The organism is Pseudomonas brassicacearum (genome assembly GCF_918698105.1).
Classification (GTDB): domain Bacteria; phylum Pseudomonadota; class Gammaproteobacteria; order Pseudomonadales; family Pseudomonadaceae; genus Aquipseudomonas; species Aquipseudomonas brassicacearum_F.
In genome coordinates this window covers 1-22,339 of record NZ_CAKKMI010000057.1, presented here as the reverse complement: position 1 = coordinate 22,339, position 22,339 = coordinate 1, and the positions used below count along the sequence as shown (strand labels likewise).

18 protein-coding genes are annotated in these 22,339 nt (G+C 64.1%); 15 read left to right on the top strand and 3 right to left on the bottom strand.

The window, feature by feature from the left end; all coding sequences use genetic code 11:
• Positions 1-101: 101 nt before the first annotated feature.
• The 3 genes from LQ215_RS20665 to LQ215_RS20655 all read left to right on the top strand — a co-directional run bounded on the left by LQ215_RS20665 (position 102) and on the right by LQ215_RS20655 (position 8,738).
• A complete protein-coding gene (locus LQ215_RS20665) occupies positions 102-2,162 on the top strand; it encodes a methyl-accepting chemotaxis protein (RefSeq protein ID WP_230152359.1) in 2,061 nt (686 codons plus the stop codon).
• Between the two features lie 182 nt (positions 2,163-2,344).
• Positions 2,345-8,272 (top strand): Hpt domain-containing protein, encoded by a 5,928-nt coding sequence (locus LQ215_RS20660; RefSeq protein ID WP_230152358.1) that lies wholly within the window; start codon positions 2,345-2,347, stop codon positions 8,270-8,272.
• A complete protein-coding gene (locus LQ215_RS20655; protein ID WP_230152357.1) occupies positions 8,265-8,738 on the top strand; it encodes a chemotaxis protein CheW in 474 nt (157 codons plus the stop codon). Before LQ215_RS20660 ends, LQ215_RS20655 begins: the two co-directional genes overlap by 8 nt.
• Before the next feature lie 204 nt (positions 8,739-8,942).
• Here the strand turns inward: LQ215_RS20655 and LQ215_RS20650 are convergent, their stop codons facing one another.
• Positions 8,943-9,458, bottom strand: a complete 516-nt coding sequence (locus LQ215_RS20650) for a hypothetical protein (RefSeq protein WP_230152356.1) — start codon at positions 9,456-9,458, stop codon at positions 8,943-8,945.
• Between the two features lie 393 nt (positions 9,459-9,851).
• Between LQ215_RS20650 and mdcA the strand changes: the two genes are divergently transcribed.
• The 9 genes from mdcA to madM all read left to right on the top strand — a co-directional run bounded on the left by mdcA (position 9,852) and on the right by madM (position 17,105).
• Positions 9,852-11,522 (top strand): malonate decarboxylase subunit alpha, encoded by a 1,671-nt coding sequence (gene mdcA / locus LQ215_RS20645; protein WP_230152355.1) that lies wholly within the window; start codon positions 9,852-9,854, stop codon positions 11,520-11,522.
• A complete protein-coding gene (locus LQ215_RS20640) occupies positions 11,523-12,398 on the top strand; it encodes a triphosphoribosyl-dephospho-CoA synthase (RefSeq protein ID WP_230152354.1) in 876 nt (291 codons plus the stop codon).
• Positions 12,398-12,697, top strand: a complete 300-nt coding sequence (locus LQ215_RS20635; protein ID WP_003206454.1) for a malonate decarboxylase subunit delta — start codon at positions 12,398-12,400, stop codon at positions 12,695-12,697. The genes LQ215_RS20640 and LQ215_RS20635 overlap by 1 nt, the downstream gene beginning before the upstream one ends.
• Positions 12,690-13,541: a biotin-independent malonate decarboxylase subunit beta gene (locus LQ215_RS20630; RefSeq protein WP_230152353.1), complete on the top strand. Its 852-nt coding sequence runs from the start codon at positions 12,690-12,692 to the stop codon at positions 13,539-13,541. The genes LQ215_RS20635 and LQ215_RS20630 overlap by 8 nt, the downstream gene beginning before the upstream one ends.
• A complete protein-coding gene (mdcE, locus tag LQ215_RS20625; protein ID WP_230152352.1) occupies positions 13,538-14,341 on the top strand; it encodes a biotin-independent malonate decarboxylase subunit gamma in 804 nt (267 codons plus the stop codon). Before LQ215_RS20630 ends, mdcE begins: the two co-directional genes overlap by 4 nt.
• The gene (locus LQ215_RS20620; RefSeq protein WP_290369154.1) at positions 14,335-14,958 is read left to right on the top strand and encodes a malonate decarboxylase holo-ACP synthase; all 624 of its coding nucleotides are present in this window, start codon (positions 14,335-14,337) and stop codon (positions 14,956-14,958) included. Before mdcE ends, LQ215_RS20620 begins: the two co-directional genes overlap by 7 nt.
• On the top strand, positions 14,955-15,875 hold the full coding sequence (gene mdcH, locus LQ215_RS20615) for a malonate decarboxylase subunit epsilon (protein ID WP_230152350.1): 921 nt from the start codon (positions 14,955-14,957) through the stop codon (positions 15,873-15,875). The genes LQ215_RS20620 and mdcH overlap by 4 nt, the downstream gene beginning before the upstream one ends.
• Before the next feature lie 67 nt (positions 15,876-15,942).
• Entirely contained in the window at positions 15,943-16,335 is a 393-nt protein-coding gene (gene madL, locus LQ215_RS20610) for a malonate transporter subunit MadL (RefSeq protein ID WP_230152349.1), read from the top strand.
• A 5-nt stretch (positions 16,336-16,340) separates the two neighbouring features.
• On the top strand, positions 16,341-17,105 hold the full coding sequence (madM, locus tag LQ215_RS20605; RefSeq protein ID WP_230152348.1) for a malonate transporter subunit MadM: 765 nt from the start codon (positions 16,341-16,343) through the stop codon (positions 17,103-17,105).
• A 119-nt stretch (positions 17,106-17,224) separates the two neighbouring features.
• Here the strand turns inward: madM and LQ215_RS20600 are convergent, their stop codons facing one another.
• Positions 17,225-18,139 (bottom strand): LysR family transcriptional regulator, encoded by a 915-nt coding sequence (locus tag LQ215_RS20600; RefSeq protein ID WP_230152347.1) that lies wholly within the window; start codon positions 18,137-18,139, stop codon positions 17,225-17,227.
• A gap of 300 nt (positions 18,140-18,439) precedes the next feature.
• Between LQ215_RS20600 and trhA the strand changes: the two genes are divergently transcribed.
• Positions 18,440-19,057 carry a PAQR family membrane homeostasis protein TrhA gene (trhA, locus tag LQ215_RS20595; RefSeq protein WP_230152346.1) on the top strand — a complete coding sequence of 206 codons (618 nt, stop codon included), beginning with the start codon at positions 18,440-18,442 and terminating at the stop codon, positions 19,055-19,057.
• Here trhA and LQ215_RS20590 read toward each other — a convergent pair.
• Positions 19,054-19,977, bottom strand: coding sequence for a LysR family transcriptional regulator (locus LQ215_RS20590; protein ID WP_230152345.1), 924 nt, complete (start codon positions 19,975-19,977; stop codon positions 19,054-19,056). The two genes, trhA and LQ215_RS20590, sit on opposite strands and share 4 nt — an antisense overlap.
• Positions 19,978-20,082: 105 nt before the next feature.
• Here LQ215_RS20590 and LQ215_RS20585 point away from each other — a divergent pair, with 105 nt between their 5' ends.
• Both LQ215_RS20585 and LQ215_RS20580 read left to right on the top strand, forming a co-directional pair.
• The gene (locus tag LQ215_RS20585; protein ID WP_230152344.1) at positions 20,083-21,324 is read left to right on the top strand and encodes a D-amino acid dehydrogenase; all 1,242 of its coding nucleotides are present in this window, start codon (positions 20,083-20,085) and stop codon (positions 21,322-21,324) included.
• A 21-nt stretch (positions 21,325-21,345) separates the two neighbouring features.
• Positions 21,346-22,248, top strand: a complete 903-nt coding sequence (locus tag LQ215_RS20580; RefSeq protein WP_230152343.1) for a transporter substrate-binding domain-containing protein — start codon at positions 21,346-21,348, stop codon at positions 22,246-22,248.
• Positions 22,249-22,339: the final 91 nt, after the last annotated feature.

The window sequence follows — 22,339 nt, the reverse complement described above, 5'->3', positions numbered from 1 at the left end:
GCTAAATCAAGGCTGACTGATCCAATGCTATCGCGAGCGAGCTCGCTCCCACATTGGTTCGGCGGTGACTGGGTTGGATTGGGCAGTACAGGCGAGAACCGATGATCAAAGCAAAAACAGGCAAGCCACTGGAAGCGTCGCGCAGTCGTTCGCAGATCATCGTGCTGTTCGTCGCGCTGATCGTCTTCATCATGCTGCTGTTCGCCAACTTCGCTTACCTCAACACCCAATCGACCTATGACAAACAGTACATCGGCCATGCCGGTGAGTTGCGGGTGCTGTCCCAGCGCATCGCCAAGAACGCCACCGAGGCCGCCGCCGGCAAACCTGCGGCGTTCAAGCTGCTGAGCGATGCGCGCAATGACTTCGCCCAGCGCTGGGGTTCGCTGAAACAGGGCGACCCGGTCACCGGCCTGCCCCCTGCGCCGGCCACCCTGCGTCCGCAGATGCGCGCCGTGCAGCTGGATTGGGAGCGCCTGCTCAAGAACACCGATGCCATTCTCTCCAGCGAACAGACCGTGCTGTCGCTGCACCAGGTGGCGGCGACCCTGGCCGAAACCGTGCCGCAGTTGCAGGTCGAGTACGAAAAAGTCGTCGAGATCCTGCTGCAACGCGGTGCGCCGGCCGCTCAGGTGGCCATGGCCCAGCGCCAGTCGCTGCTGGCCGAACGGATTCTCGGCGCGGTGAATACCGTGCTGGCGGGGGACGAAAACGCCAGCCAGGCCGCCGACACCTTCGGTCGCGACGCCGCGCGTTTTGGCCAGGTGCTCAATGGCATGTTGCAAGGTGACCCGGCCCTGAAGATATCCCAGGTCCAGGACCGCGATGCCCGGGCACGCCTGACTGAAATCAGCGAGCTCTTCGAGTTCGTCTCCGGCTCGGTGGACGAAATCCTCGAGACCTCTCCGGAGCTGTTCAAGGTCCGCGAGTCGGCCGGCAACATCTTCAACCTGTCGCAGACCCTGCTCGACGAGGCTTCACACCTGGCCACGGCCTTCGAAAACCTCGCCGGCGGGCGTTCCGTCAATACCATCGGCGGCTATGTGCTGGGCCTGTTGGCGCTGATGTCGATCATCCTGATTGGCCTGGTGATGGTCCGCGAGACCAACCGTCAGTTGCACGAGACCGCACAAAAGAACGAGCGCAACCAGAACGCGATCATGCGGTTGCTGGATGAAATCGAAGACTTGGCCGATGGCGACCTGACCGTCACCGCTTCGGTCACCGAGGACTTCACCGGCACCATCGCCGACTCCATCAATTACTCGGTGGACCAACTGCGCGACCTGGTGGCGACCATCAACCTCACTGCCGGCCAGGTCGCCGCCGCCGTGCAGGAAACCCAGGCCACGGCGATGCACCTGGCCCAGGCCTCCGAGCACCAGGCCCAGCAAATCTCCGAGGCTTCGACTTCAATTAATGAAATGGCCCAGTCCATCGACCAGGTGTCGGCCAATGCCGCCGAGTCGTCGGCGGTGGCCGAGCGTTCGGTGGAGATTGCCAACAAGGGTAATGAGGTGGTGCACAACACCATTCATGGCATGGACAACATTCGCGAGCAGATCCAGGACACCGCCAAGCGCATCAAGCGCCTGGGTGAGTCATCCCAGGAGATTGGCGACATTGTCAGCCTGATCGACGACATCGCCGACCAGACCAACATCCTGGCCCTCAACGCCGCCATCCAGGCGTCCATGGCCGGTGATGCCGGGCGCGGGTTCGCGGTGGTGGCCGATGAAGTGCAGCGTTTGGCCGAGCGCTCTTCGGCGGCGACCCGGCAAATCGAGACCCTGGTGCGGGCGATCCAGGCCGATACCAATGAGGCGGTGATTTCCATGGAGCAGACCACCACCGAAGTGGTGCGCGGTGCGCGACTGGCCCAGGACGCCGGCGTCGCCCTGGAAGAAATCGAAGGCGTGTCCAAGACCCTGGCGGCGCTGATCCAGAGCATCTCCAACGCGGCGCAGCAACAGACCACCTCGGCGGGGCAGATTTCCTTGACCATGAACGTGATCCAGCAGATCACTTCGCAGACTTCATCCGGTTCCACCGCCACTGCCGAGAGCATTGGCAACCTGGCGAAAATGGCCAGCCAACTGCGTCGTTCGGTGTCGGGGTTCACGTTGCCGGCGGCAGCGGCTGTCGGTGAGGAAAAGGGGTGAGTGACCTGCTGGGAGAGGATGTACCTGTGGCAAGGGCGCTTTTGTGGCGAGGGAGCTTGCTCCCGCTGGGCTGCGCAGCGGCCCCAGGTTTTTATGAGCGCTGCGCGCTCAAGCGGGAGCAAGCTCCCTCGCCACAAAGGCTGATGTGCTCCTGCTGCGTATGACTTTGATTTGGAGTGGTTATGGGTGATCGGCACGACTATGTGGCCCTGGAATGGGTCAAGGGCGAGATTGCCGAAACGCTGAAGCAGGCTCATCTGGCCCTCAACCGCCTGGTGGACGATCCGCAGGCGTCGGACGCCCTCGGGCAATGCCTGGCCTGCATCCACCAGGTCCACGGCGGCCTGCAGATGGTCGAGTTCTACGGTGCGGCGCTGCTGGCCGAGGAGATGGAGCAACTGTGCGCCGCCCTGCAGGACAACCGCGTCACCCATCGCGACGAAGCCATCAGCCTGTTGAGCCAGGCCCTGGGGCAGTTGCCGATCTACCTGGACCGCGTACAAGGTGCCCGCCGCGACCTGCCGCTGGTGGTGCTGCCCTTGATCAACGACCTGCGCAGTGCCCGGGGCGAGAGCCTGTTGTCGGAAACCAGCCTGTTCAGCCCCGAGTTGCCCGATATTGCGCCGCTCAGCGACGAGGCCTTGCAGCGCCTCGAACCCGCCGACCTGCCAAACACCTTGCGTAAATTGCGTCAGACCCTGCAAATGGCCCTGGTGGGCCTGCTGCGCGAACAGGATGACGCGACCCACCTCGGTTACCTGGCCAAGGTCTTCCATCGCCTGGAAACCTTGTGTACTGGGGCGCCGCTCAATGCGTTATGGCAGGTGGCCTCGGCGCTGGTCGAAGGCATGCGTGACGGACGTATCGCCAACAGCCCGGCGCTGCGCAGCCTGTTCAAGGAAGCCGACAAGGAACTCAAGCGCCTGCTGGACCAAGGCATGCCAGGCATCAATCAGCCGGCACCGCCCCACCTGCTCAAGAGCTTGTTGTTCTATATTGCCAAGGCCGAACATCCCAGCGGGCAGATGCAGATCATGAAAGAACGCTACTCACTGGACGACGCGCTGCCCGACAGCGCCATGGTCGACGAAGAACGCGCGCGCCTGGCCGGGCCCGACCGCGATGCCATGCGCTCGGTGCTTGCCGCGCTGTGCGAGGAGTTGGTCCGGGTCAAGGAACGCCTGGACCTGTTCGTGCGCAGCGATCGCCAGCACGCCTCGGAGCTGGACAGCCTGTTGGCGCCGCTGCGGCAGATCGCCGATACCCTGGCGGTGCTGGGTTTCGGTCAGCCGCGCAAGGTCATCATCGATCAACTGGCGGTGGTCCTGAGCCTCGCCCAGGGCCAGCGCAAGCCGGATGACGCGACCCTCATGGACGTCGCCGGGGCCTTGCTCTACGTCGAGGCGACCCTGGCCGGCATGGTCGGCACCGTCGAGCCGGAGAGCCGCGAAGACACCCACCTGCCCACCACCGACCTGACCCAGATCCACCAGATCGTCATCAAGGAAGCCCACACCTGCCTGCAACAGGCCAAGGACATGATCGTCGACTACATCGACGCGGACTGGAACAGCGAGCAACTGCAGCCCTTGCCGGCGCTGCTGACCCAGGTGCGCGGCGCGCTGGCGATGATTCCCCTGAGTCGTGCCGCCAGCCTGGTGGAGGCTTGCAACGGTTTCATCCGCGAGCATCTGCTGCTGGACCAAGCCCAGCCGGGTTGGGAAGAACTCGACCACCTGGCTGACGTGATCACCGGCCTCGAATACTACCTGGAGCGCTTGAGCGAGGACCCGGAAACCCCCGGCGAGCCCTTGTTGGATGCGGTCGAACGAAGCCTGGCCGCGCTCGGTTATTTCCCTGACGAAGCGCGAGTGCCGGTGCTCGACGATGTATTGAGCCCCAACGAAGCCCAGGTCATGCAGGACTTGCAGGAACTGGATGACCCGCAGACGGTGCAATCCTTGGCCCAGGTGCTGGCCAGCCCGGTCTCGGCGGTCAATCCGCCGGCCAGGAGCACCCCGGGCAGCCTGTTGCCGCCACCGTCGGATGAAAGTCCGGTGGACGACGAGTTGCGCGAGGTCTTCCTTGAGGAAACCGCCGAGGTGCTCGACGTCCTGCGTGAGTACCTGCCGCGCTGGAGTGCGCATCCCGACGACCACGGTGCCCTGAGCGAACTGCGCCGGGCCTTCCATACCCTCAAGGGCAGTGGCCGGATGGTCCGGGCGCTGGTGCTGGGTGAACTGGCCTGGGCCGTGGAAAACCTGCTCAACCGGGTCCTGGAGCGCAGCGTCGAGCCGCAGGCCGCGGTCCGCCAGTTGATCGAAGACACGGTGCAGTTGTTGCCGGCCCTGGTGGCCGAATTCGCCGCCAATCACCAGCGCCAGCGCGATGACGTCGACCGCTTGGCCGCCCGTGCCCATGTCCTGGCCAAGGGCGGCGATGAGGCGGATGAAGACGAGCAGGACGTGGCCGCCCTCGATCCGCTGCTGTTGAAGATCTTCGACAACGAAGCCCAGGGCCACCTCGCCAGCCTCAATCGTTTTCTCGACCAGTCGGCCGACCACCTGCCCTTGCAGGCCAGTGATGAATTGCAGCGGGCCTTGCATACGCTCAAGGGCAGCGCGTCGATGGCCGGTGTGCTGCCGATCGCCGAGCTGGCCGGGGCGATGGATGAGCTGGCCCGGGAATACCGGGCGCACCTGATTGCCCTCGACCTGGATGAGGTCGAATTGCTGCTGGAGGCCGAAGGCCTGCTGCGCCGTGGCTTGCGCCAGTTGCACAGCGAGCCGCTGGCCGCGATCCCCGGCGCCGAGGATCTGATCCAGCGCGCCCAGGCCCTGCTGGCCGAGCGCTTGCACGCCGCCAACAGCGCGCCGGACAAAGCACTGCGGACCAAGCGCGACCCACAACTGATCAACAACTTCCTCGCCCAGGGCATGGACATCCTGCTGGACGCCGAAAGCCTCTTGCAGCGCTGGCAGCAGCATCCCGGCGAAGGCCAGGAACTGAGCGCGCTGCTCGATGAGCTGACCACCCTCGGCGAAGGCGCGCACCTGGCCGACCTGCACCCGGTGGACGAACTCTGCGAAGCCTTGCTCGACCTCTACGGTGCGGTGGAAGAAAGCAGCCTGGCGGTCAGCGATGAGTTTTTCCAGCAGGCCCAGCGCGCCCATGAAGCGCTGATCGACATGCTCGATGAACTGGCGGCCGGGCAGCATGTGCATCCGCAGCCCGAACGGGTACAGGCCCTGCGGCGCCTGCTGCAGGAGAGCCTCGATCCATCGGCCACCGGCCTGATCCGCAGCGACGGCAGCCGCACCCTGAGCATCCGCGAACTGGGCCACGCGACGGCGCAAATGGAGCGTGACGCCCCCGTCGATACCTCGATGGACGATGACCTCGCGGCGATTTTCCTCGAAGAAGCCCAGGATATCCTCGAAAGCGCCGCCCAGGCCTTGCAACGCTGGTTGGCCGATCCGGATAACGGCGCGCCGCTGTCCTCGCTGCAACGTGACTTGCACACCCTCAAGGGCGGTGCGCGAATGGCCGACATCCGGCCGGTGAGTGACCTGGCCCAGGAGTTGGAAAACCTTTACGAAGGGCTGGTGGACCGGCGCTACAGCTACAGCGAGGAACTGGCGCAACTGCTCGCCAGCAGCCACGAACGCCTCGACCTGTTGCTCGGGCAGTTGCAACAGGGCCAGCCATTGGGCGATCCCGTTGCGCTGATCGACTCTATCCGCAGGTTCCGCCAGGACAAGCCGAACGCCATCGAGACGAGCGCAGCGGCCCAGGCCGACGGCGCCGGCCATGATCCCGAGCTGCTGGAAATCTTCCTTGAGGAAGGCTTCGACATCCTCGACAGCTCGGGCGCGGCGCTGCTGCGCTGGCAGGAAGAACCCTCGAATCGCCAGGCCGTGGAGACCTTGCTGCGGGATTTGCACACCCTCAAGGGCGGTGCGCGCATGGTGGAAATCGGACCCATCGGCGACCTGGCCCACGAGTTGGAAAATCTCTACGAAGGCCTGTCGGCGGGCCTGCTTCAGCCGACCCCGGCGCTGTTCACCTTGTTGCAGAGCAGCCATGACCGACTGGCGCAGATGCTCGACGCCGTGCGCGCCGGCCACCCGTGCCCGCTGGCGGACCGACTGATCGTCCAGATCCAGGCGGTGAATCATCCCCAGGAGAACGCTGCGCCGCAGGCTGAATCGGCGCCGGAACCGATGCCCGTCGTGGCACCGCCAACGGCGCCCGCAAGGCCCGATCCCAGTGCACCGGGCGACGGCGCGGACATGGTCAAGGTTTCCGCCGAACTGCTCGACGACCTGGTGAACCTGGCGGGCGAAACGTCGATCTTCCGTGGGCGTATCGAACAGCAGGTCAACGACGGGCGCGTGGCCCTGGGCGAAATGGAAACCACCATCGAGCGCATGCGTGACCAGTTGCGACGCCTGGATACCGAAACCCAGGGGCGGATTCTCAGCCGCCAGCAGGTTGAGGCCGAGCGCCTGGGCTACGAAGAGTTCGACCCGCTGGAGATGGACCGCCACTCCCAATTGCAGCAGTTGTCCCGGGCACTGTTCGAATCCGCCTCGGACTTGCTCGAACTCAAGGAAACCCTTGATCGCAGCAATCACGATGCCGAAGTCCTGCTGCAACAGCAGGGGCGGATCAACACCGAGCTCCAGGAAGGCCTGATGCGTACGCGCATGGTGCCGTTCGAGCGCATGCTGCCACGGCTCAAGCGCATCGTCCGGCAAGTGGCGCAGGAACTGGGCAAGGACGTCGAGTTCCTGGTCGGCAATGCCGAGGGCGAGATGGACCGTAACGTGCTGGAGCGCATGGCCGCGCCTCTTGAACATATGCTGCGCAACGCCGTCGACCACGGCCTGGAGCCGGCCGACGTGCGCATCGCCGCTGGCAAGCCGGCACGCGGGCGTATCAGCCTCGACCTGTCCCGGGAAGGCGGCGACATCATTTTCGACGTCCGCGACGACGGTGCCGGCGTGCCGCTGGAGGCGGTACGGAACAAGGCGATCAAGCGTGGCTTGCTGGCGCCGGACAGCGACATCAGCGAACGCGACGTGCTGCAGTTCATCTTGCAGCCAGGGTTTTCCACGGCCGAGAAAATCACCCAGATCTCCGGGCGCGGCGTCGGCATGGACGTGGTCCACGAAGAGGTCCGGCAACTGGGCGGCAGCATGGTCATCGACTCCACGCCGGGGCAGGGCGTGCATTTTCGCATTCGCCTGCCATTTACCGTGGCGGTGAACCGGGCGTTGATGGTGCACTGTCACGAGGACCAGTACGCGATCCCGCTGAACACCATCGAGAGCATTGTCCGGGTGTTGCCCGCCGAGCTGGACGGTTATTACCAGCTCGATCCGCCGACCTACACCTACGCCGGGCAGCGTTACGAGTTGTGCTACCTCGGTGAGCTATTGAAAACCGGCGCCCGGCCGAAACTGCTGGGCCAGAGCCAACCCTTGCCGGTGCTGCTGGTGCAGTGCAACGAGCGGCATGTCGCCGTGCAGGTGGACGCCACAGCCGGGACCCGGGAGATCGTGGTCAAGAGCCTCGGTCCGCAGTTTTCGGCGGTGCAGGGCCTGTCCGGGGCGACGATCCTGGGGGACGGCCGGGTGGTGTTGATTCTCGACCTGCTCGCGCCGATCCGCGCCTTGCCCCACCAGGTCCCGCGCCGCCAGGTGCCGGCTGAAGGCGAGGGCGAGCCGCAACGGCCGTTGCTGGTGCTGGTGGTGGACGACTCGGTGACCGTGCGCAAGGTCACCAGCCGCCTGCTGGAACGCCACGGCATGCACGTTTTGACCGCCAAGGATGGCGTGGACGCCATGGCGTTGTTGGCCGAACACGCCCCGGACCTGATGCTGCTGGACATCGAGATGCCGCGCATGGACGGCTTCGAAGTGGCCACCCAAGTGCGCAACGACCCGCGCCTGGCGCACCTGCCGATCATCATGATCACCTCCCGCACCGGCCAGAAACACCGCGACCGCGCCATGGCCATCGGCGTCAACGACTACCTGGGCAAGCCGTACCAGGAATCGGTGCTGCTCGACAGCATCGCGTACTGGAGCAAAACCCATGCATGACCTGCATCTTCACTCGCGCACCAGCCCCCTCACCGGTCTGCTGTTGCCGTTGACCGACCGGCACCTGGTGTTGCCCAACGTGGCCGTGGCCGAACTGATCGACTATCAGGACAGCACCTTCGATATGGACACCCCGCCGTGGTTCCTGGGCTGGGTGAGCTGGCGCGAACGGCAAATCCCGTTGCTGAGCTTCGAGTCGGCCTGCGGCCAGAAGACCGTGATTGGCGAGCGAGCACGCATCGTCGTGCTCAACGCCCTCGGCGGTCGCCCAGAGCTGCGTTTCATTGCCCTGCTGGTGCAAGGCATCCCACGCTCCTACAAGCTCGACAGCCAATTGAGCTACGTCGACGTGCCGCTGTGCGGGTTGGAACAGGCGGCGGTGCAAGTTGGGGAACACGTGGCGAAAGTGCCGGATCTGTTGGCGTTGGAGGAGTTGGTGGTTGCAGCGGGGCTGGTCAGTCACTAGGCCTGACACCGTACTGTGGGAGCGGGCTTGCTCGCGAATGCGGTATATCCGTCAACATTGAAGTGGCTGACACTCCGCATTCGCGAGCAAACCCGCTCCCACAAGATAACTCTCTCAACTTGATACATCGGGTTAAAAACCGCTGCGAGGGAACGGGTTCCGCTGGGTAAAAACCTCCAAAGCCAGGCGACCTGTCGTGAATGTCTATTTATCGGGAACCCGCTCAACCTTGATGTCATCGATGTCCAGCTTACGGGACACACCGGGCTCCCCATAATCCGCACCGATCAGGACATGGGCCCTGGTACCCGAGTAGCGAACCCCAATTGGATCACTTTGGAGCCACGTACCGGTTGGAGCGCCCGGGGCTATCCAAAAGGCGCTAAAGCCCAGCGATACGTTCCCAGTCACTACGACTCTGATCGTTGTCGCTTCCCCCTCCTCCAGTGGGTGAAGGCGGTATTTGAAGGATGTGAAAAGAGAGCCTCTCTCCTGCTTTGGGCCCGGCAAGGTAAACATCTTGGCGAGAGACGGCTGAAACGTGTGTGGGGGGCGGTATTCCAGCTTCTTACATTCCAGCTTACCGGACCAGAACGTATTCTTGCGGCCTCCGTCCTCCTCCGACTTGAGTATCCCATCCGGGGAGCCAACGTCATTTTCCCAGCCGTTCCTTTTTCCATCTTGAAAGTCGTGCCCATACTTGTCTTGGTCGTGCTTCATGTTGTTCTCCAGTCACAGCGCCTTTGTCCCTGCCCGAGGGAACCGGACATTGAAGTTCGCGGCGAAGCATATTCGGCCCTGATATGGGTGGATTGGCTACTGTCAGGCTTGACAGGTTGAAGCCGCAATCCGACTGACGGTTGCGCACTGGGGGAACAGACCAGAGGATTGCTTCGAGAATTTCGGAGGCACCCATGGCCCCTTGCTCGCGATGGCGGCAGAACAGTCAGCATTGATGTTGCCTGACACTCCGCTATCGCGATAAAGCTCGCTCCCACAAGGATGGCGGTCAACCGTTACTCCAACCGTAACGATCCGCCGTCGAGCTTGATTGATGCCCCCGCCACAACACTCCTAATGTGACCCCCACGACAGCGAACCCGTGGAGTGGTCATGACAACAACAATATCCCCCGACTCGCGCTGGACGCGGCGGCGCAGCGAAAAGCAGCGGCGTCTCGGGCTGGTGAAGGGGCTTGCCGACGGTGTGGTGCTGCCCACCGACAAGATCGTCGCGGCGCTGGAGGCGTTGATCCTGCCCGGCGACCGTGTGGTGCTGGAGGGTAATAACCAGAAGCAGGCGGATTTTCTCTCGCGCTCCCTGGCGAAAGTCGACCCTTCGAAGTTGCACGATGTGCACATGATCATGCCCAGCGTCGGGCGGTCCGAGCACCTGGACCTGTTCGAGCGCGGCATCGCCCGCAAGCTCGATTTCTCCTTCGCCGGCACCCAGAGCCTGCGCATCAGCCAGTTGCTGGAAGATGGCCTGTTGGAAATCGGCGCGATCCACACCTACATCGAACTCTATGCCCGGCTGGTGGTGGACCTGATTCCCAATGTGGTGCTCTCGGCCGGTTTCATGGCCGACCGTGCCGGCAATATCTACACCGGCCCCAGCACCGAAGACACGCCGGCGTTGATCGAGCCGGCGGCCTTCAGTGACGGCATCGTCATTGTCCAGGTCAACCAGTTGGTGGATGACGTCAGCGACCTGCCGCGAGTCGACATCCCGGCGTCCTGGGTGGATTTCGTGGTGGTGGCCGACAAGCCGTTCTACATCGAACCGCTGTTCACCCGCGACCCGCGCCACATCAAGCCCGTGCATGTGCTGATGGCGATGATGGCGATCCGTGGGATTTACGAAAAGCACAACGTCCAGTCCCTCAATCACGGCATCGGTTTCAACACCGCCGCCATCGAGTTGATCCTGCCGACCTACGGCGAATCCCTCGGCCTGAAGGGCAAGATCTGCCGCAATTGGACCCTCAATCCGCACCCGACCCTGATCCCAGCCATCGAAAGCGGCTGGGTGGAAAGCGTGCATTGCTTTGGCACCGAGCTGGGCATGGAAAACTACATCGCCGCCCGGCCGGACGTGTTCTTCACCGGCCACGACGGCTCGCTGCGCTCCAACCGCATGGTCTGCCAACTGGCTGGCCAGTACGCGGTGGACCTGTTCATCGGCGCCACCCTGCAAGTGGACGGCGACGGCCATTCCTCCACCGTGACCCGTGGCCGCTTGGCCGGCTTCGGCGGTGCGCCGAACATGGGCCACGACCCGCGCGGTCGTCGTCACGGTACGCCGGCCTGGCTCGATATGCGCCACGGTGATGTCGAGGCGCCGTTGCTCGAACGCGGCAAGAAGCTGGTGGTGCAGATGGTCGAGACGTTCCAGGAGGGCGGTAAACCGACCTTCGTCGAAACCCTTGATGCGGTGGACGTGGCGAAGAAAGCCGGCATGCCCCTGGCGCCGATCATGATCTACGGCGACGACGTCACCCATTTGCTGACCGAAGAGGGCATCGCCTACCTGTACAAGGCCCGCTCCCTGGAAGAGCGCCAGGCGATGATCGCGGCCGTGGCCGGCGTCACGGCCATTGGCCTGCGTCACAATCCGAAAGACACCGCGCGCATGCGCCGCGAAGGGCTGATCGCCTTGCCCGAAGACCTCGGTATCCGCCGCACCGACGCCACCCGCGAGTTGCTCGCGGCCAAGAGCGTGGCCGACCTGGTGGAGTGGTCCGGTGGCCTCTACAACCCGCCCGCCAAGTTCAGGAGCTGGTAAATGCACGCCTTCAACCTGCAACCGAAAAAACTGTCCGTGGCCGAGCGCCTGGCGGATATGGCGGTGGATGCGCTGATCGACGAAGCCGACCTGTCACCTAAACCGGCCTTGGTGGACCGGCGTGGCAATGGCGCCCATACCGACCTGCACCTGGGCCTGATGCATGCTTCGGCGCTGTCGCTGTGGCCGGCATTCAAGGAAATGGCCGAAGCCGCCCTCGACTGTGGCGAGATCGGCTTGCCACTGCGCGAAGCCCTCGGGCGCATCGGCCGTGAAGGCGAAGCCGCGATGCTCGCCACCACCGGCGGGGTGAATACCCATCGCGGGGCGATCTGGGCCTTGGGCCTGTTGGTCGCTGCAACGGCGCTGGAACCTGAATCCAGTGCCGCCAGCGCCGTCGCTCTACGCGCTGCCCGCCTGGCCTTGCTCAACGACCGTTATGCGCCCCAACCCTTGAGCCACGGTGCCCAGGTAGCCCAACGCTACGGCGTACGCGGCGCCCGGGAGGAAGCGCAACTGGCGTTTCCCGCAGTGACTGGCCTGGGCCTGCCGCAGCTCAAGCACAGTCGCGCGGCGGGCGCTGGAGAGCAGAACGCCCGGCTCGATGCCTTGCTGGCGATCATGACTACCCTGGCCGACACCTGCGTGCTCTATCGCGCCGGCGAGCCGGGTTTGCAGGCCATGCAACAGGGCGCCAAGGCGGTGCTCGATGCCGGTGGCAGTGCGAGCCTGGGCGGTCGTCGCCAATTGCACGCGCTGGACCAACAACTGATTGCCTTGAACGCCTCGCCCGGCGGCGCTGCCGATCTGCTCGCCGCCTGCCTGTTCCTCGACCGCATCGAACGCGGCGATGGCCTCTTCCCTGGAGTGTGCTGATGGAAACCTTATCCTTTGAATTCCCCGCCGGGCAGCCGCCACGGGGGCGGGCGCTGGTGGGCTGTGTCGGCTCGGGCGACCTGGAAGTACTGATCGAACCGGGTCTGGCGGGCAAGCTGACCATCCAGGTGCAGACTTCGGTCAACGGCAGTGAACAACGCTGGCAGCACCTGTTCGCCCGCATGTTCGACGGCCAGACGCCGCCGGCCTTGTCTATCGACATCCACGATTTCGGCGCTACCCCCGGCGTGGTGCGTTTGCGCCTGGAGCAAGGCTTCGAGGAGATCGGCCATGACTGACAGTGCAGCGTTGCTCAACAAGCACAGCTTCGTCGAACTCAGTGCCCGGCAGCGGGCCAAGGCCTTGCTCGATGACGGCACTTTCCGCGAACTGCTCGACCCGTTCCAGCGGGTCATGTCGCCGTGGCTGTTGCGCCAGGGCGTGGTGCCGCAAAGCGACGACGGCGTGGTGATCGCCAAGGGCACGCTCGATGGCCTGCCCGTGGTGATCGCCGCCATCGAAGGCGCCTTTCAGGGCGGCAGCCTCGGCGAAGTCGGTGGGGCGAAGATTGCCGGTGCGCTGGAACTGGCCGCCGAGGACAACCGCAACGGCATCCCGACCCGCGCCGTGTTGCTGCTGGAAACCGGCGGCGTGCGGTTGCAGGAGGCCAACCTCGGGCTCGCGGCGATTGCCGAGATTCATTCGGCGATTGTCGATCTGCGCCAATACCAACCGGTGGTCGGCGTGGTGGCCGGCAGCGTCGGCTGTTTTGGTGGCATGTCCATCGCCGCTGGGCTGTGCAGTTATCTGCTGGTCACCCAGGAAGCGCGGCTGGGCCTGAACGGCCCGCAAGTGATTGAACAGGAGGCCGGGATCGACGAATACGACTCCCGCGACCGGCCGTTCATCTGGAGCCTGACCGGCGGCGAGCAACGGTTCGCCAGTGGGTTGGTGGACCGTTACGTCGCCGATGATGTGGCGCAGATCCGTCAACAGGTCGGCCAGTTGCTGCACCTGGGCGTTCCCGCGCAACACCGCAGCGGCCAGGCCGAGCTGTTCCTGCAACGCCTGGCCCGATTGGACACAAAAGTGCAAATCGAACCGGCCACGGTTCGCCAGCTGTATCAGGGAGAACGCCCATGAGTGCCTATTCATTGAGAGGTTTGCGCTGGTTCGAAGCCTTGGCTGGTGCCGCCAAACCGCTGGAAGGCCTGCCGGCTTCGTTGAAAGTCGCTGACGCCAGGCTGGGCGAGCAAACCGTGCGCCTGCTGGCGGTGGTGGCGGATCCCGACAGTCGTTTTCCCCGTGCTCGCAATGGCGAAGTCGGTTTGCTCGAAGGCTGGGGTTTGGCCAAGGCGGTGGATGATGCCATCGACGCCGACCGCGATGCCGTCAACAAGCGTCCGCTGATCGCCATTGTCGATGTACCGAGCCAGGCCTACGGCCGGCGCGAAGAAGCCCTGGGCATTCATCAGGCCCTGGCCGGTGCGGCGGACAGCTATGCCCGTGCGCGACTGGCCGGGCATCCGGTGATCGGTTTGCTGGTGGGCAAGGCTATGTCGGGGGCGTTCCTGGCCCACGGTTACCAGGCCAATCGCCTGATTGCCTTGCGCGACCCGGGGGTGATGGTCCACGCCATGGGCAAGGCTTCGGCGGCGCGGGTGACTTTGCGCAGTGTCGAAGAGCTTGAGGCCTTGGCCGCCAGCGTGCCACCGATGGCCTATGACATCGACAGCTTTGCCAGCCTGGGTCTGCTGTGGGAAACCTTGTCGGTGGAGCAGGTCGAGCAACCGACGGCGGCGGATCTGGACCGGGTGACGGATTGCCTGCAACAGGCGATCAACGATGTGGCCGCTGCGCCTCGCGATTTGAGCAGTCGCCTCGGTGCGACCCATCGCGCGGCTTCCAGCACCGTGCGCCAACTGCTGAGAGCGCAGTGGTGAATAGGTATCTGGCCCATGACCTGCTCTGGGGGATGACCCCGGAACAGGTGCCTGCGGGTGCGCCGGCATGGGTGGTCGAATCGATTGCCGCCGGTCAACCGGTGGTGGTTCGGCGCGCGCTGACGGCGCCGGGTCAAATCGCGGTCGGCGTGCGCGGGCGCTCGCGCGAGCAGCGTTATGCAACGTCGATGGCGGTCGCGGCGATCTCCCGTCGCGTCAGGCCAGAAGAGCTTTGCCACGTTGCGTCGACTCGCGACTTGCCAGCCCTGCAAGCGCTGTCCCGCTTGCGCCCGCTGCTCGATGCCAGTGGCTGGGCCTGGGGCGTCAGCGGCAGCGCCGGGTTCGAGCTCGCCACCGGTGTCGAGGCGCTGCATGAACGCAGCGACCTGGACTTGATTCTGCGGGCGCCGCATTTTCTCGATCGTCTCCAGGCCAGGGAATTGCTGGCGCAACTGGATGCCTCGGTGTGCGCCGTGGACCTGCAATTGCAAACACCTTGCGGCGCCGTCGCCTTGCGCGAGTGGGCGGGTTCGTCGCGGCGGGTGTTGCTCAAGGATGATGTCCAGGCACGGCTGGTGAGCGACCCTTGGCAGCCTTCATTGGAGCAAGTCGCGTGAGCAGTCTTTTTGTCTTTCCCGGCCAGGGTGCGCAGCGCGCGGGCATGCTCCACGGCCTGGCGCCGCAAGTCCTCGACGAGGCGGGTGAGGTGCTTGGTGAGGACGTCTTACAGTTGGACAGCGCTGAGGCCTTGCAATCGACCCGCGCGGTTCAACTGTGTTTGTTGATCGCCGGCGTGGCGGCGTCCCGTCAACTGCTGGAACAGGCGCCTGCGCCGGACTACGTGGCGGGGCTGTCCATCGGTGCTTATCCAGCGGCGGTGGTGGCTGGGGCGCTGGGGTTCGAGGATGCTTTGCGGCTGGTCAGCCTGCGGGGCGAATTGATGCAGCGGGCGTATCCGCAAGGCTATGGCATGACCGCGATCATCGGCCTGGACCTCGCGGCAGTGGAAGCATTGCTGGCGCAGGTGCACAGCGACCGCACCCCGGTCTACCTGGCCAACATCAACGCGGATAACCAGGTGGTCATCGCCGGCAGCAACGAGGGCATGAACATCGTTGCCCGGCAAGCGCGAAGCCTGGGCGCCGGGAAGGCCTGTCGGCTGGCGGTGAGCGTGCCGTCCCATTGCCCGTTGCTGCAAGCACCGGCCCGGGCATTGGCCCAGGCATTTGCCGACGTGCCGTTGAAAGCACCGGCCTTGGGTTATCTCAGCGGTAGCCGCGCGCGACTGGTGATCAACGCCGAGGCCTTGCGCGACGACCTGGCGCTCAACATGTGCCGCGTGGTGGATTGGCGCGGCACCGTGCAAAGCGCTTACGAGCGCGGCGTGCGACTACAGATCGAACTACCGCCCGGTGCGGTGCTGACCGCCCTGGCGCGCCGGGTATTCGAGCAGGGCACTGTCATGGCTTTCGACGGTGCCCGGCTCGACACCTTGCAGGCGCTGTTGCGTGAGGAGGGAAACCGCCAACCCTAAACCACCGACTCAAGCTGGCGAAGCACAAAAACAACAACTTCGACGATGCACTTTGAGGACTACAACAATGATTATCTACGGTGTGGCATTTCTGGCCTTTTGTACCCTGGCGGGTATTTTTATCGGTGAGCTGCTGGGCAAGTTGATCGGCGTGCCGGCCAACGTCGGCGGCGTCGGCATTGCGATGTTGCTGTTGATCGGGCTGGGCAGTTACCTGAGCAAGCGCGGCCTGTTCAAGGGCAAATCCGAGGCGGGCGTGGAATTCTGGAGTGCGATCTACATCCCCATCGTGGTCGCGATGGCGGCGCAGCAAAACGTCTACGGCGCGCTCAAGGGCGGGCCGATGGCGATCCTGGCCGGAACCCTGGCGGTGGTGATTGCCTTTGCGTTGGTGCCGGTGCTGGTGCGCATTGGCAACAAAGGGCCTCAGGCCGATGTTTCCGTCAAGACGGTCGGGTGATTGCCATGTACGAATCCATGATGAAAGTCATCACCGGCTACGGCCTGATCAGCGGTTTTGCCATTGTCGGCATCACCATGTGGGTGTCCTACTGGATCAGCGACACGTTCACCAGAGGTCGGCTGCATGGCTCGGCCATCGCCATTCTCCTGGGGCTGGTGCTCTCCTACATTGGCGGTGCAATGACCGGCGGGCAGAAGGGTGTAGTGGACATTCCGCTGCTGTCCGGGATCGGCTTGCTCGGCGGTGCGATGCTGCGTGACTTTGCCATTGTCGCCACGGCGTTTGGCGTGAGTGTCGAAGAACTCAAGCGCGCCGGTTTCGTCGGGGTGCTGGCGCTGTTTGTCGGAGTCGGTACGTCGTTCATTGCCGGCGTGGGCGTGGCGATGGCTTTCGGTTACACCGATGCGGTGAGCCTGACCACCATTGGCGCCGGGGCGGTGACCTACATCGTCGGGCCGGTGACCGGGGCGGCGATTGGCGCCAGTTCCGAAGTGATGGCGCTGTCCATTGCCGCCGGGTTGATCAAGGCGATCCTGGTGATGGTGGCGACGCCGTTCGTGGCACCGATGATCGGCCTGAATAATCCACGCAGTGCGGTGATTTTCGGTGGCTTGATGGGTACTTCCAGCGGTGTGGCCGGCGGGCTGGCGGCCACCGATCCGAAGCTGGTGCCGTATGGCTGCCTGACGGCGGCGTTCTATACGGCGCTGGGGTGCTTGCTGGGGCCTTCGTTGTTGTTTCTGATCATGCGCGGGTTGATGGGCTAGGGCTTTGAATTTGCGCTGAACGGGCTGTCCTCATCGCGAGCAGGCTCGCTCCCACAGGGGATTTGTGAACACCGATCCAATGTGGGAGCGAGCCTGCTCGCGAAGGGGGCGACTCGGTCTCAAGCCTGCCGATTGGCATACATCCGACACTCAGCCAACAGCGCCAGCAAATTCGGATCACGCTCCTTGGCCTTCAGGAACACCACGCCGATGCGCTGCTGCAACCGGTACTTTTCCTGCAACGGGATCAGTTTCACCCGGTTTTCATACACCGCCGCAATTCGTCCTGGCAGCAACGCATAGCCCACCCCGGAGCTGACCATGCTCAGCAGGGTGAAGATGTCGTTGACCTGCATCGCCACCTTCGGCTCGAACCCCGCCTGCTTGAACACCCGGATACCGTCCTGATGGGTGGCAAAACCCTGGGTCAGGGTAATGAACGTCTCGTCGCGCACCTCGGCCAGATCGACCTCGGTGCGTTGGGCAAAGGGAGAATCGGCCGGCGTGGCGAGGAAGATGTCGTCGCAAAACAGCTCGATATGCTCGCAGTCCGGGTCGTTCACGCTGTCGTCCAGGGAGATCAGGATCGCGTCCACCTCCATGTTCTTGAGCTTGTACAACAGGTCGATGTTCGAACCCAGGATCAGGTCGATATTGAGCTCGCTGCGGCGGATCTTCAGGCCCATGATCAACTGCGGCACGGTCTTGACCGTCAACGAATACAGCGAGCCGAGCTTGAAGCGCTCGGCGGAGAAGCCGGCGGCTTCGCGGGTCAGGCGTACGCTTTCGACCACGTCCTGGATCAACTTCTGCGCCCGCTCTTCCAGCACATAAGCGCTTTCCAGCGGCGTGAGATTGCGGCCTTCGTGCTTGAACAACGGGCAACGCAGGGCACTCTCCAGCGAGTGAATGGCCCGGTGCACGCTGACATTGCTGGTCTGCAACTCGGCGGCCGCCCGCGCCAGGTTGCCGGTGCGCATGAAGGCCAGGAACACCTCGAGCTTCTTCAGGGTCAATTCTTCGTCGATCAGCATGGGGCGGGCTCTTATTCGTATTGCCCGATTGTGCCCCATGTCTTCCCAGCGACGCGATTTATGTCGCTTGGGAGCTGTTGTGGCGAGGGAGCTTGCTCCCGCTGGGTGGCGAAGCCGCCCCAAGAATCTTGTGAGCGCTGCGCACTGGAGCGCCAGCCCGGTCAAGCGGGAGCAAGCTCCCTCGCCACAGATAAGACTTTTGCCACAGGTTCGTACTTGGCTGGCTTGAAGCAAAACATTGCACTTTGACGCGCCAAGCCTGAGCCTTGGCGTCTGTTCTGGAATGTGAGGTGGGACTGGATGTATCACGGGGAACGACTCAACGCCTGGACGCACCTGGTCGGGGCGGTCGCGGCTTTTATCGGGGCGGTGTGGTTGCTGGTGATCGCCGGGATGGCGGGCGATCCGTGGAAGATCGTCAGCGTGGCGATCTACGGGTTCACCCTGCTGGTGCTGTACAGCGCTTCGACGGTTTATCACAGCGTGCGCGGGCGCAAGAAAGCGATCATGCAGAAGGTCGATCACTTTTCGATCTACCTGCTGATCGCCGGCAGCTACACGCCGTTCTGCCTGGTGACCCTGCGCGGGCCGTGGGGCTGGACCTTGTTCGGGATCGTCTGGGGGCTGGCGCTGATCGGGATCCTGCAGGAGATCAAGCCGCGCTCCGAAGCGCGGGTCCTGTCGATCGTCATCTACGCGGTGATGGGCTGGATCGTGCTGGTGGCGGTCAAGCCGCTGCTGGCGGCCCTGGGCAGCACCGGGTTCGCCTGGCTGGCCTCGGGCGGCGTGTTGTACACCGTGGGCATTATCTTCTTCGCCCTCGACCATCGGTTGCGCCACGCCCATGGCATCTGGCACCTGTTTGTCATCGCCGGTAGTTTGCTGCACTTCGTGGCGATCCTGTTCTACGTGCTCTAACCACGTTCCGCCACCGCGAACAGGCGATCCAGTTGCGTCTGGGCCTGGCTGGCGAAAATCTCCAGCAACGCGCCGAGGGTGTGCACCGGCGCCTCGTTGGCCCGGGTCACGGCATACAGGGAAATGGGCAGCGGTGGCGACAACGGTCGAATGGCCGTGCGGGTGGTCGAGGCACCGAGGGCCGTGAACGGGTCGATCACCGCCAGCCCGGCACCGGACTCGACCATGGCCCGGGCCAGTGAATACGTCTGTACGGCGATGCTGATGCGCGGCGGCGGTTCGACGGCCTTGAGATAACCGTCCAGCTTGGCCGAGAGCGGGTCGGCGCTGGACAGGCCGATCAACGGTGCACCGGCCAGCGCCTGCAACGGCATCGGCTGGCCCACCTGCGCTTCGGTCCAATGCCCGCTCGGCGCCAGGGCCACCAGCACGCCGCTGGCCAGGGCCTGGGCCTTGAGCCCCGGATGATCGGGCGGTTGCAGGGTCAGGGCGACGTCGATTTCGCGCATCAACAGGTTCTGCACCAGTTCGCGGCTGTGGGCGCTGGACAACTCGCAGGCAATGTCCGGATAACGCTGCGTCCATTGATGAATCGCCGCCGGCAGCAGCGACAGGGCCAGGGCCGGTGTCGCGCCGATCCGCAGGCTGTGGCCCGGCTCGCGCCGCAGGCTCTGGGCAAGGCGCCGGACACCTTGCAGGCTCTCGCTGACCTTATCGACTTCGCGTTCCAGCTCCAGCGCTTCAGGCGTGGCCTGCAACTTGCCGCGTACCCGCAGAAACAACGCAAAGCCCAATTGCTGCTCGGCATGCTGCAGCACTTTGGTCACCGCCGGTTGCGAAACATGCAGCAGTTGGGCCGCACCGCTGATGGAACCGGTCTGGCGGATGGCCTGGAAGATCTCGATATGGCGAAGACGCATGGCGAGCCCATAACCTTTGTTTATAGGAAGCCCATCTTTATTCATTGTTCGAGGCCTGTCACCTGGCCCTAACCTCAAGCCACTGAAAACGGATGTGAGACGGACATGGCTCAGCGGGTTTGCATCATCGGGGGGGGCGTGGTCGGGCTGGCGACGGCTTATGCGCTGGTGCGCGACGGCGTCGACGTGACCTTGGTGGAGGCCCGGGAGGCCTTGGGCAGCGAGACCAGTTTCGCCAACGGTGGCCAATTGTCCTATCGCTACGTCACCCCGCTGGCGGACGCCGGGGTGCCCTGGCAGGCGCTGGGCTGGATGCTGCGCGGTGATTCGCCGCTCAAATTGCGACCGCGCCTGGACCCGGCGCAGTGGCGCTGGATGGCCGCGTTCATCGGCGCCTGCCGGACCTCGGTCAACCGGCGTAACGGCGCCCACCTGTTACGCCTGGCGCTGTTGAGCCAGGCGACTTTGCAGGACTGGCGCGAGCAAGACCGCCTCGACGGTTTCAACTGGCGGCGCAACGGCAAGCTGGTGACATTTCGCGACGCGAGGCATTTGCAGCGTGCGCGGCAGGGGGGGCTCGACAGTGCCCACCAACAGGTGCTTGGCCCCAGCGAGTGCGCGAACCTGGAACCAGCCCTGGCCGGCGTGCCATACGTGGGCGGGATTTACACGCCGGGTGAAGAGGTCGCCGATTGCCATGCCTTCTGCCAGCAATTGGCGGCACGTTTGCGGGCTTCGGGGCGCTGCGAGTTCCTGTTGGGGCACCCGGTCAGCAGCATCGAACACGCCGACGGTGCAGTGCAGGCCATTGTGCTGGACGGGCAGAGGCTGCCGGTGGAGCAACTGGTGATCGCCGCCGGCCACCGCAGCGCGGCGCTTGCATTACCCGGCGTGGGGATGCCGCTGTATCCGCTCAAGGGCTACAGCTTGACCGTGCCCATTGGCCCACAGCATCGGGCACCGGCGCTGAGCATCACCGACTACGATCGCAAGGTCGTCTACGCGCGCATCGGCGAACAACTGCGCGTGGCGGCGATGGTGGACATCGTCGGCTTCGATCCGACACCGGACCCTAAACGGCTGGCCCTGATCAAGCGCCAGGCCCTGGAAACCTTCCCCCAGGGTGGCGATTACTCGCACGCTGTCGAATGGGCCGGCATGCGCCCGGCGACCCCCAGCGGCGTGCCGCTGATCGGCGCCACCGGCTACCGTAACCTGTGGCTCAACCTTGGCCATGGGGCCTTGGGCTTTACCCTGGCGTGTGGCAGCGCTCGCTTGCTCAGCGAGCTGATCGGCCAGCACACGCCTTCCATCGACTTGCAGGGCCTGACGCCCCGCGCCGCCTGACCCACCCAACGGAGAATAACAATGCAAAAAATCACGTTGATCGGCTGCACCCTGAGCCTGTTGTTAAGCGTCCAGGCCCAAGCCAATGAAGCGCCCCCGACCGGCACACTGGGCAAGATCGCCAGCACCCGCAGCATTACCCTGGGCTATCGCGACGCTTCGGTACCGTTTTCCTACGTCGGTGACAGCAGCGGCCAGCCGATGGGTTACTCGGTGGAACTGGCGGGCAAGATTGTCGAGCGCATCAAGACTCAACTGGCGTTGCCGCAACTGAACGTGAAGTACAACCTGGTCACGTCGCAAACCCGCATTCCACTGGTGCAGAACGGCACCGTGGACCTGGAGTGCGGCTCTACCGGGGTGACGGCCGAGCGGCAGAAGCAAGTGGCGTTTTCCTACGGCTTCATCTACGTGAAGGGCCAGTTGCTGACGGCCAAGGACAGCGGCATCCATAGCTTCGCCGACCTGCGCGGCAAAAACGTGGTGACCACCGCCGGCACCACCAACGAGCGCTTCCTGAAAAGCTACAACCAGGACAACAAGGCCGAGATGTTCATCATCAGCGCCAAGGACCACGGCGAATCCTTCCAGATGCTCGAGACCGGCCGGGCGGCGGCGTTCTACATGGACGATGCACTGCTCTATGGCGAACGGGCCAAGGCCCGCGACCCGCACAAATGGGTGGTGGTGGGGCAAGAGCAATCGCGGGAAATCTACAGCTGCATGGTACGCAAGGACGACCCTCAATTCCTGGCGCTGGTCAACGCGACCCTGGCTGATTTGTACAAATCGGGGGAAATCAACGACATTTACGACCGCTGGTTCCAGAAACCGATCCCACCCAAGGGCCTGAACCTGGAATTCCCGATGACCAGCGAGTTGAAGGCGATCATTGCCAAGCCGACCAGCGAGCCGGTGCAGTGAGCACTGAACACCGATACCCCCTGTGGGAGCGAGCTTGCTCGCGATAGCGCCGGATCAGTCAGCATCGACGTTGACTGACCCTCCGCCATCG

Bases quoted from the DNA above. Each gene is read 5' to 3' on its own strand.
- trhA (WP_230152346.1), top strand. From the start codon at position 18,440: ATGTATCACGGGGAACGACTCAACGCCTGGACGCACCTGGTCGGGGCG.
- LQ215_RS20600 (WP_230152347.1), bottom strand. From the start codon at position 18,139: ATGCTGATCGACGAAGAATTGACCCTGAAGAAGCTCGAGGTGTTCCTG.
- LQ215_RS20630 (WP_230152353.1), top strand. From the start codon at position 12,690: ATGACTGACAGTGCAGCGTTGCTCAACAAGCACAGCTTCGTCGAACTC.
- LQ215_RS20660 (WP_230152358.1), top strand. From the start codon at position 2,345: ATGGGTGATCGGCACGACTATGTGGCCCTGGAATGGGTCAAGGGCGAG.
- LQ215_RS20655 (WP_230152357.1), top strand. From the start codon at position 8,265: ATGCATGACCTGCATCTTCACTCGCGCACCAGCCCCCTCACCGGTCTG.
- LQ215_RS20635 (WP_003206454.1), top strand. From the start codon at position 12,398: ATGGAAACCTTATCCTTTGAATTCCCCGCCGGGCAGCCGCCACGGGGG.
- LQ215_RS20585 (WP_230152344.1), top strand. From the start codon at position 20,083: ATGGCTCAGCGGGTTTGCATCATCGGGGGGGGCGTGGTCGGGCTGGCG.
- mdcE (WP_230152352.1), top strand. From the start codon at position 13,538: ATGAGTGCCTATTCATTGAGAGGTTTGCGCTGGTTCGAAGCCTTGGCT.
- madM (WP_230152348.1), top strand. From the start codon at position 16,341: ATGTACGAATCCATGATGAAAGTCATCACCGGCTACGGCCTGATCAGC.
- LQ215_RS20590 (WP_230152345.1), bottom strand. From the start codon at position 19,977: ATGCGTCTTCGCCATATCGAGATCTTCCAGGCCATCCGCCAGACCGGT.
- LQ215_RS20665 (WP_230152359.1), top strand. From the start codon at position 102: ATGATCAAAGCAAAAACAGGCAAGCCACTGGAAGCGTCGCGCAGTCGT.
- LQ215_RS20650 (WP_230152356.1), bottom strand. From the start codon at position 9,458: ATGAAGCACGACCAAGACAAGTATGGGCACGACTTTCAAGATGGAAAA.
- LQ215_RS20640 (WP_230152354.1), top strand. From the start codon at position 11,523: ATGCACGCCTTCAACCTGCAACCGAAAAAACTGTCCGTGGCCGAGCGC.
- LQ215_RS20580 (WP_230152343.1), top strand. From the start codon at position 21,346: ATGCAAAAAATCACGTTGATCGGCTGCACCCTGAGCCTGTTGTTAAGC.
- mdcA (WP_230152355.1), top strand. From the start codon at position 9,852: ATGACAACAACAATATCCCCCGACTCGCGCTGGACGCGGCGGCGCAGC.
- madL (WP_230152349.1), top strand. From the start codon at position 15,943: ATGATTATCTACGGTGTGGCATTTCTGGCCTTTTGTACCCTGGCGGGT.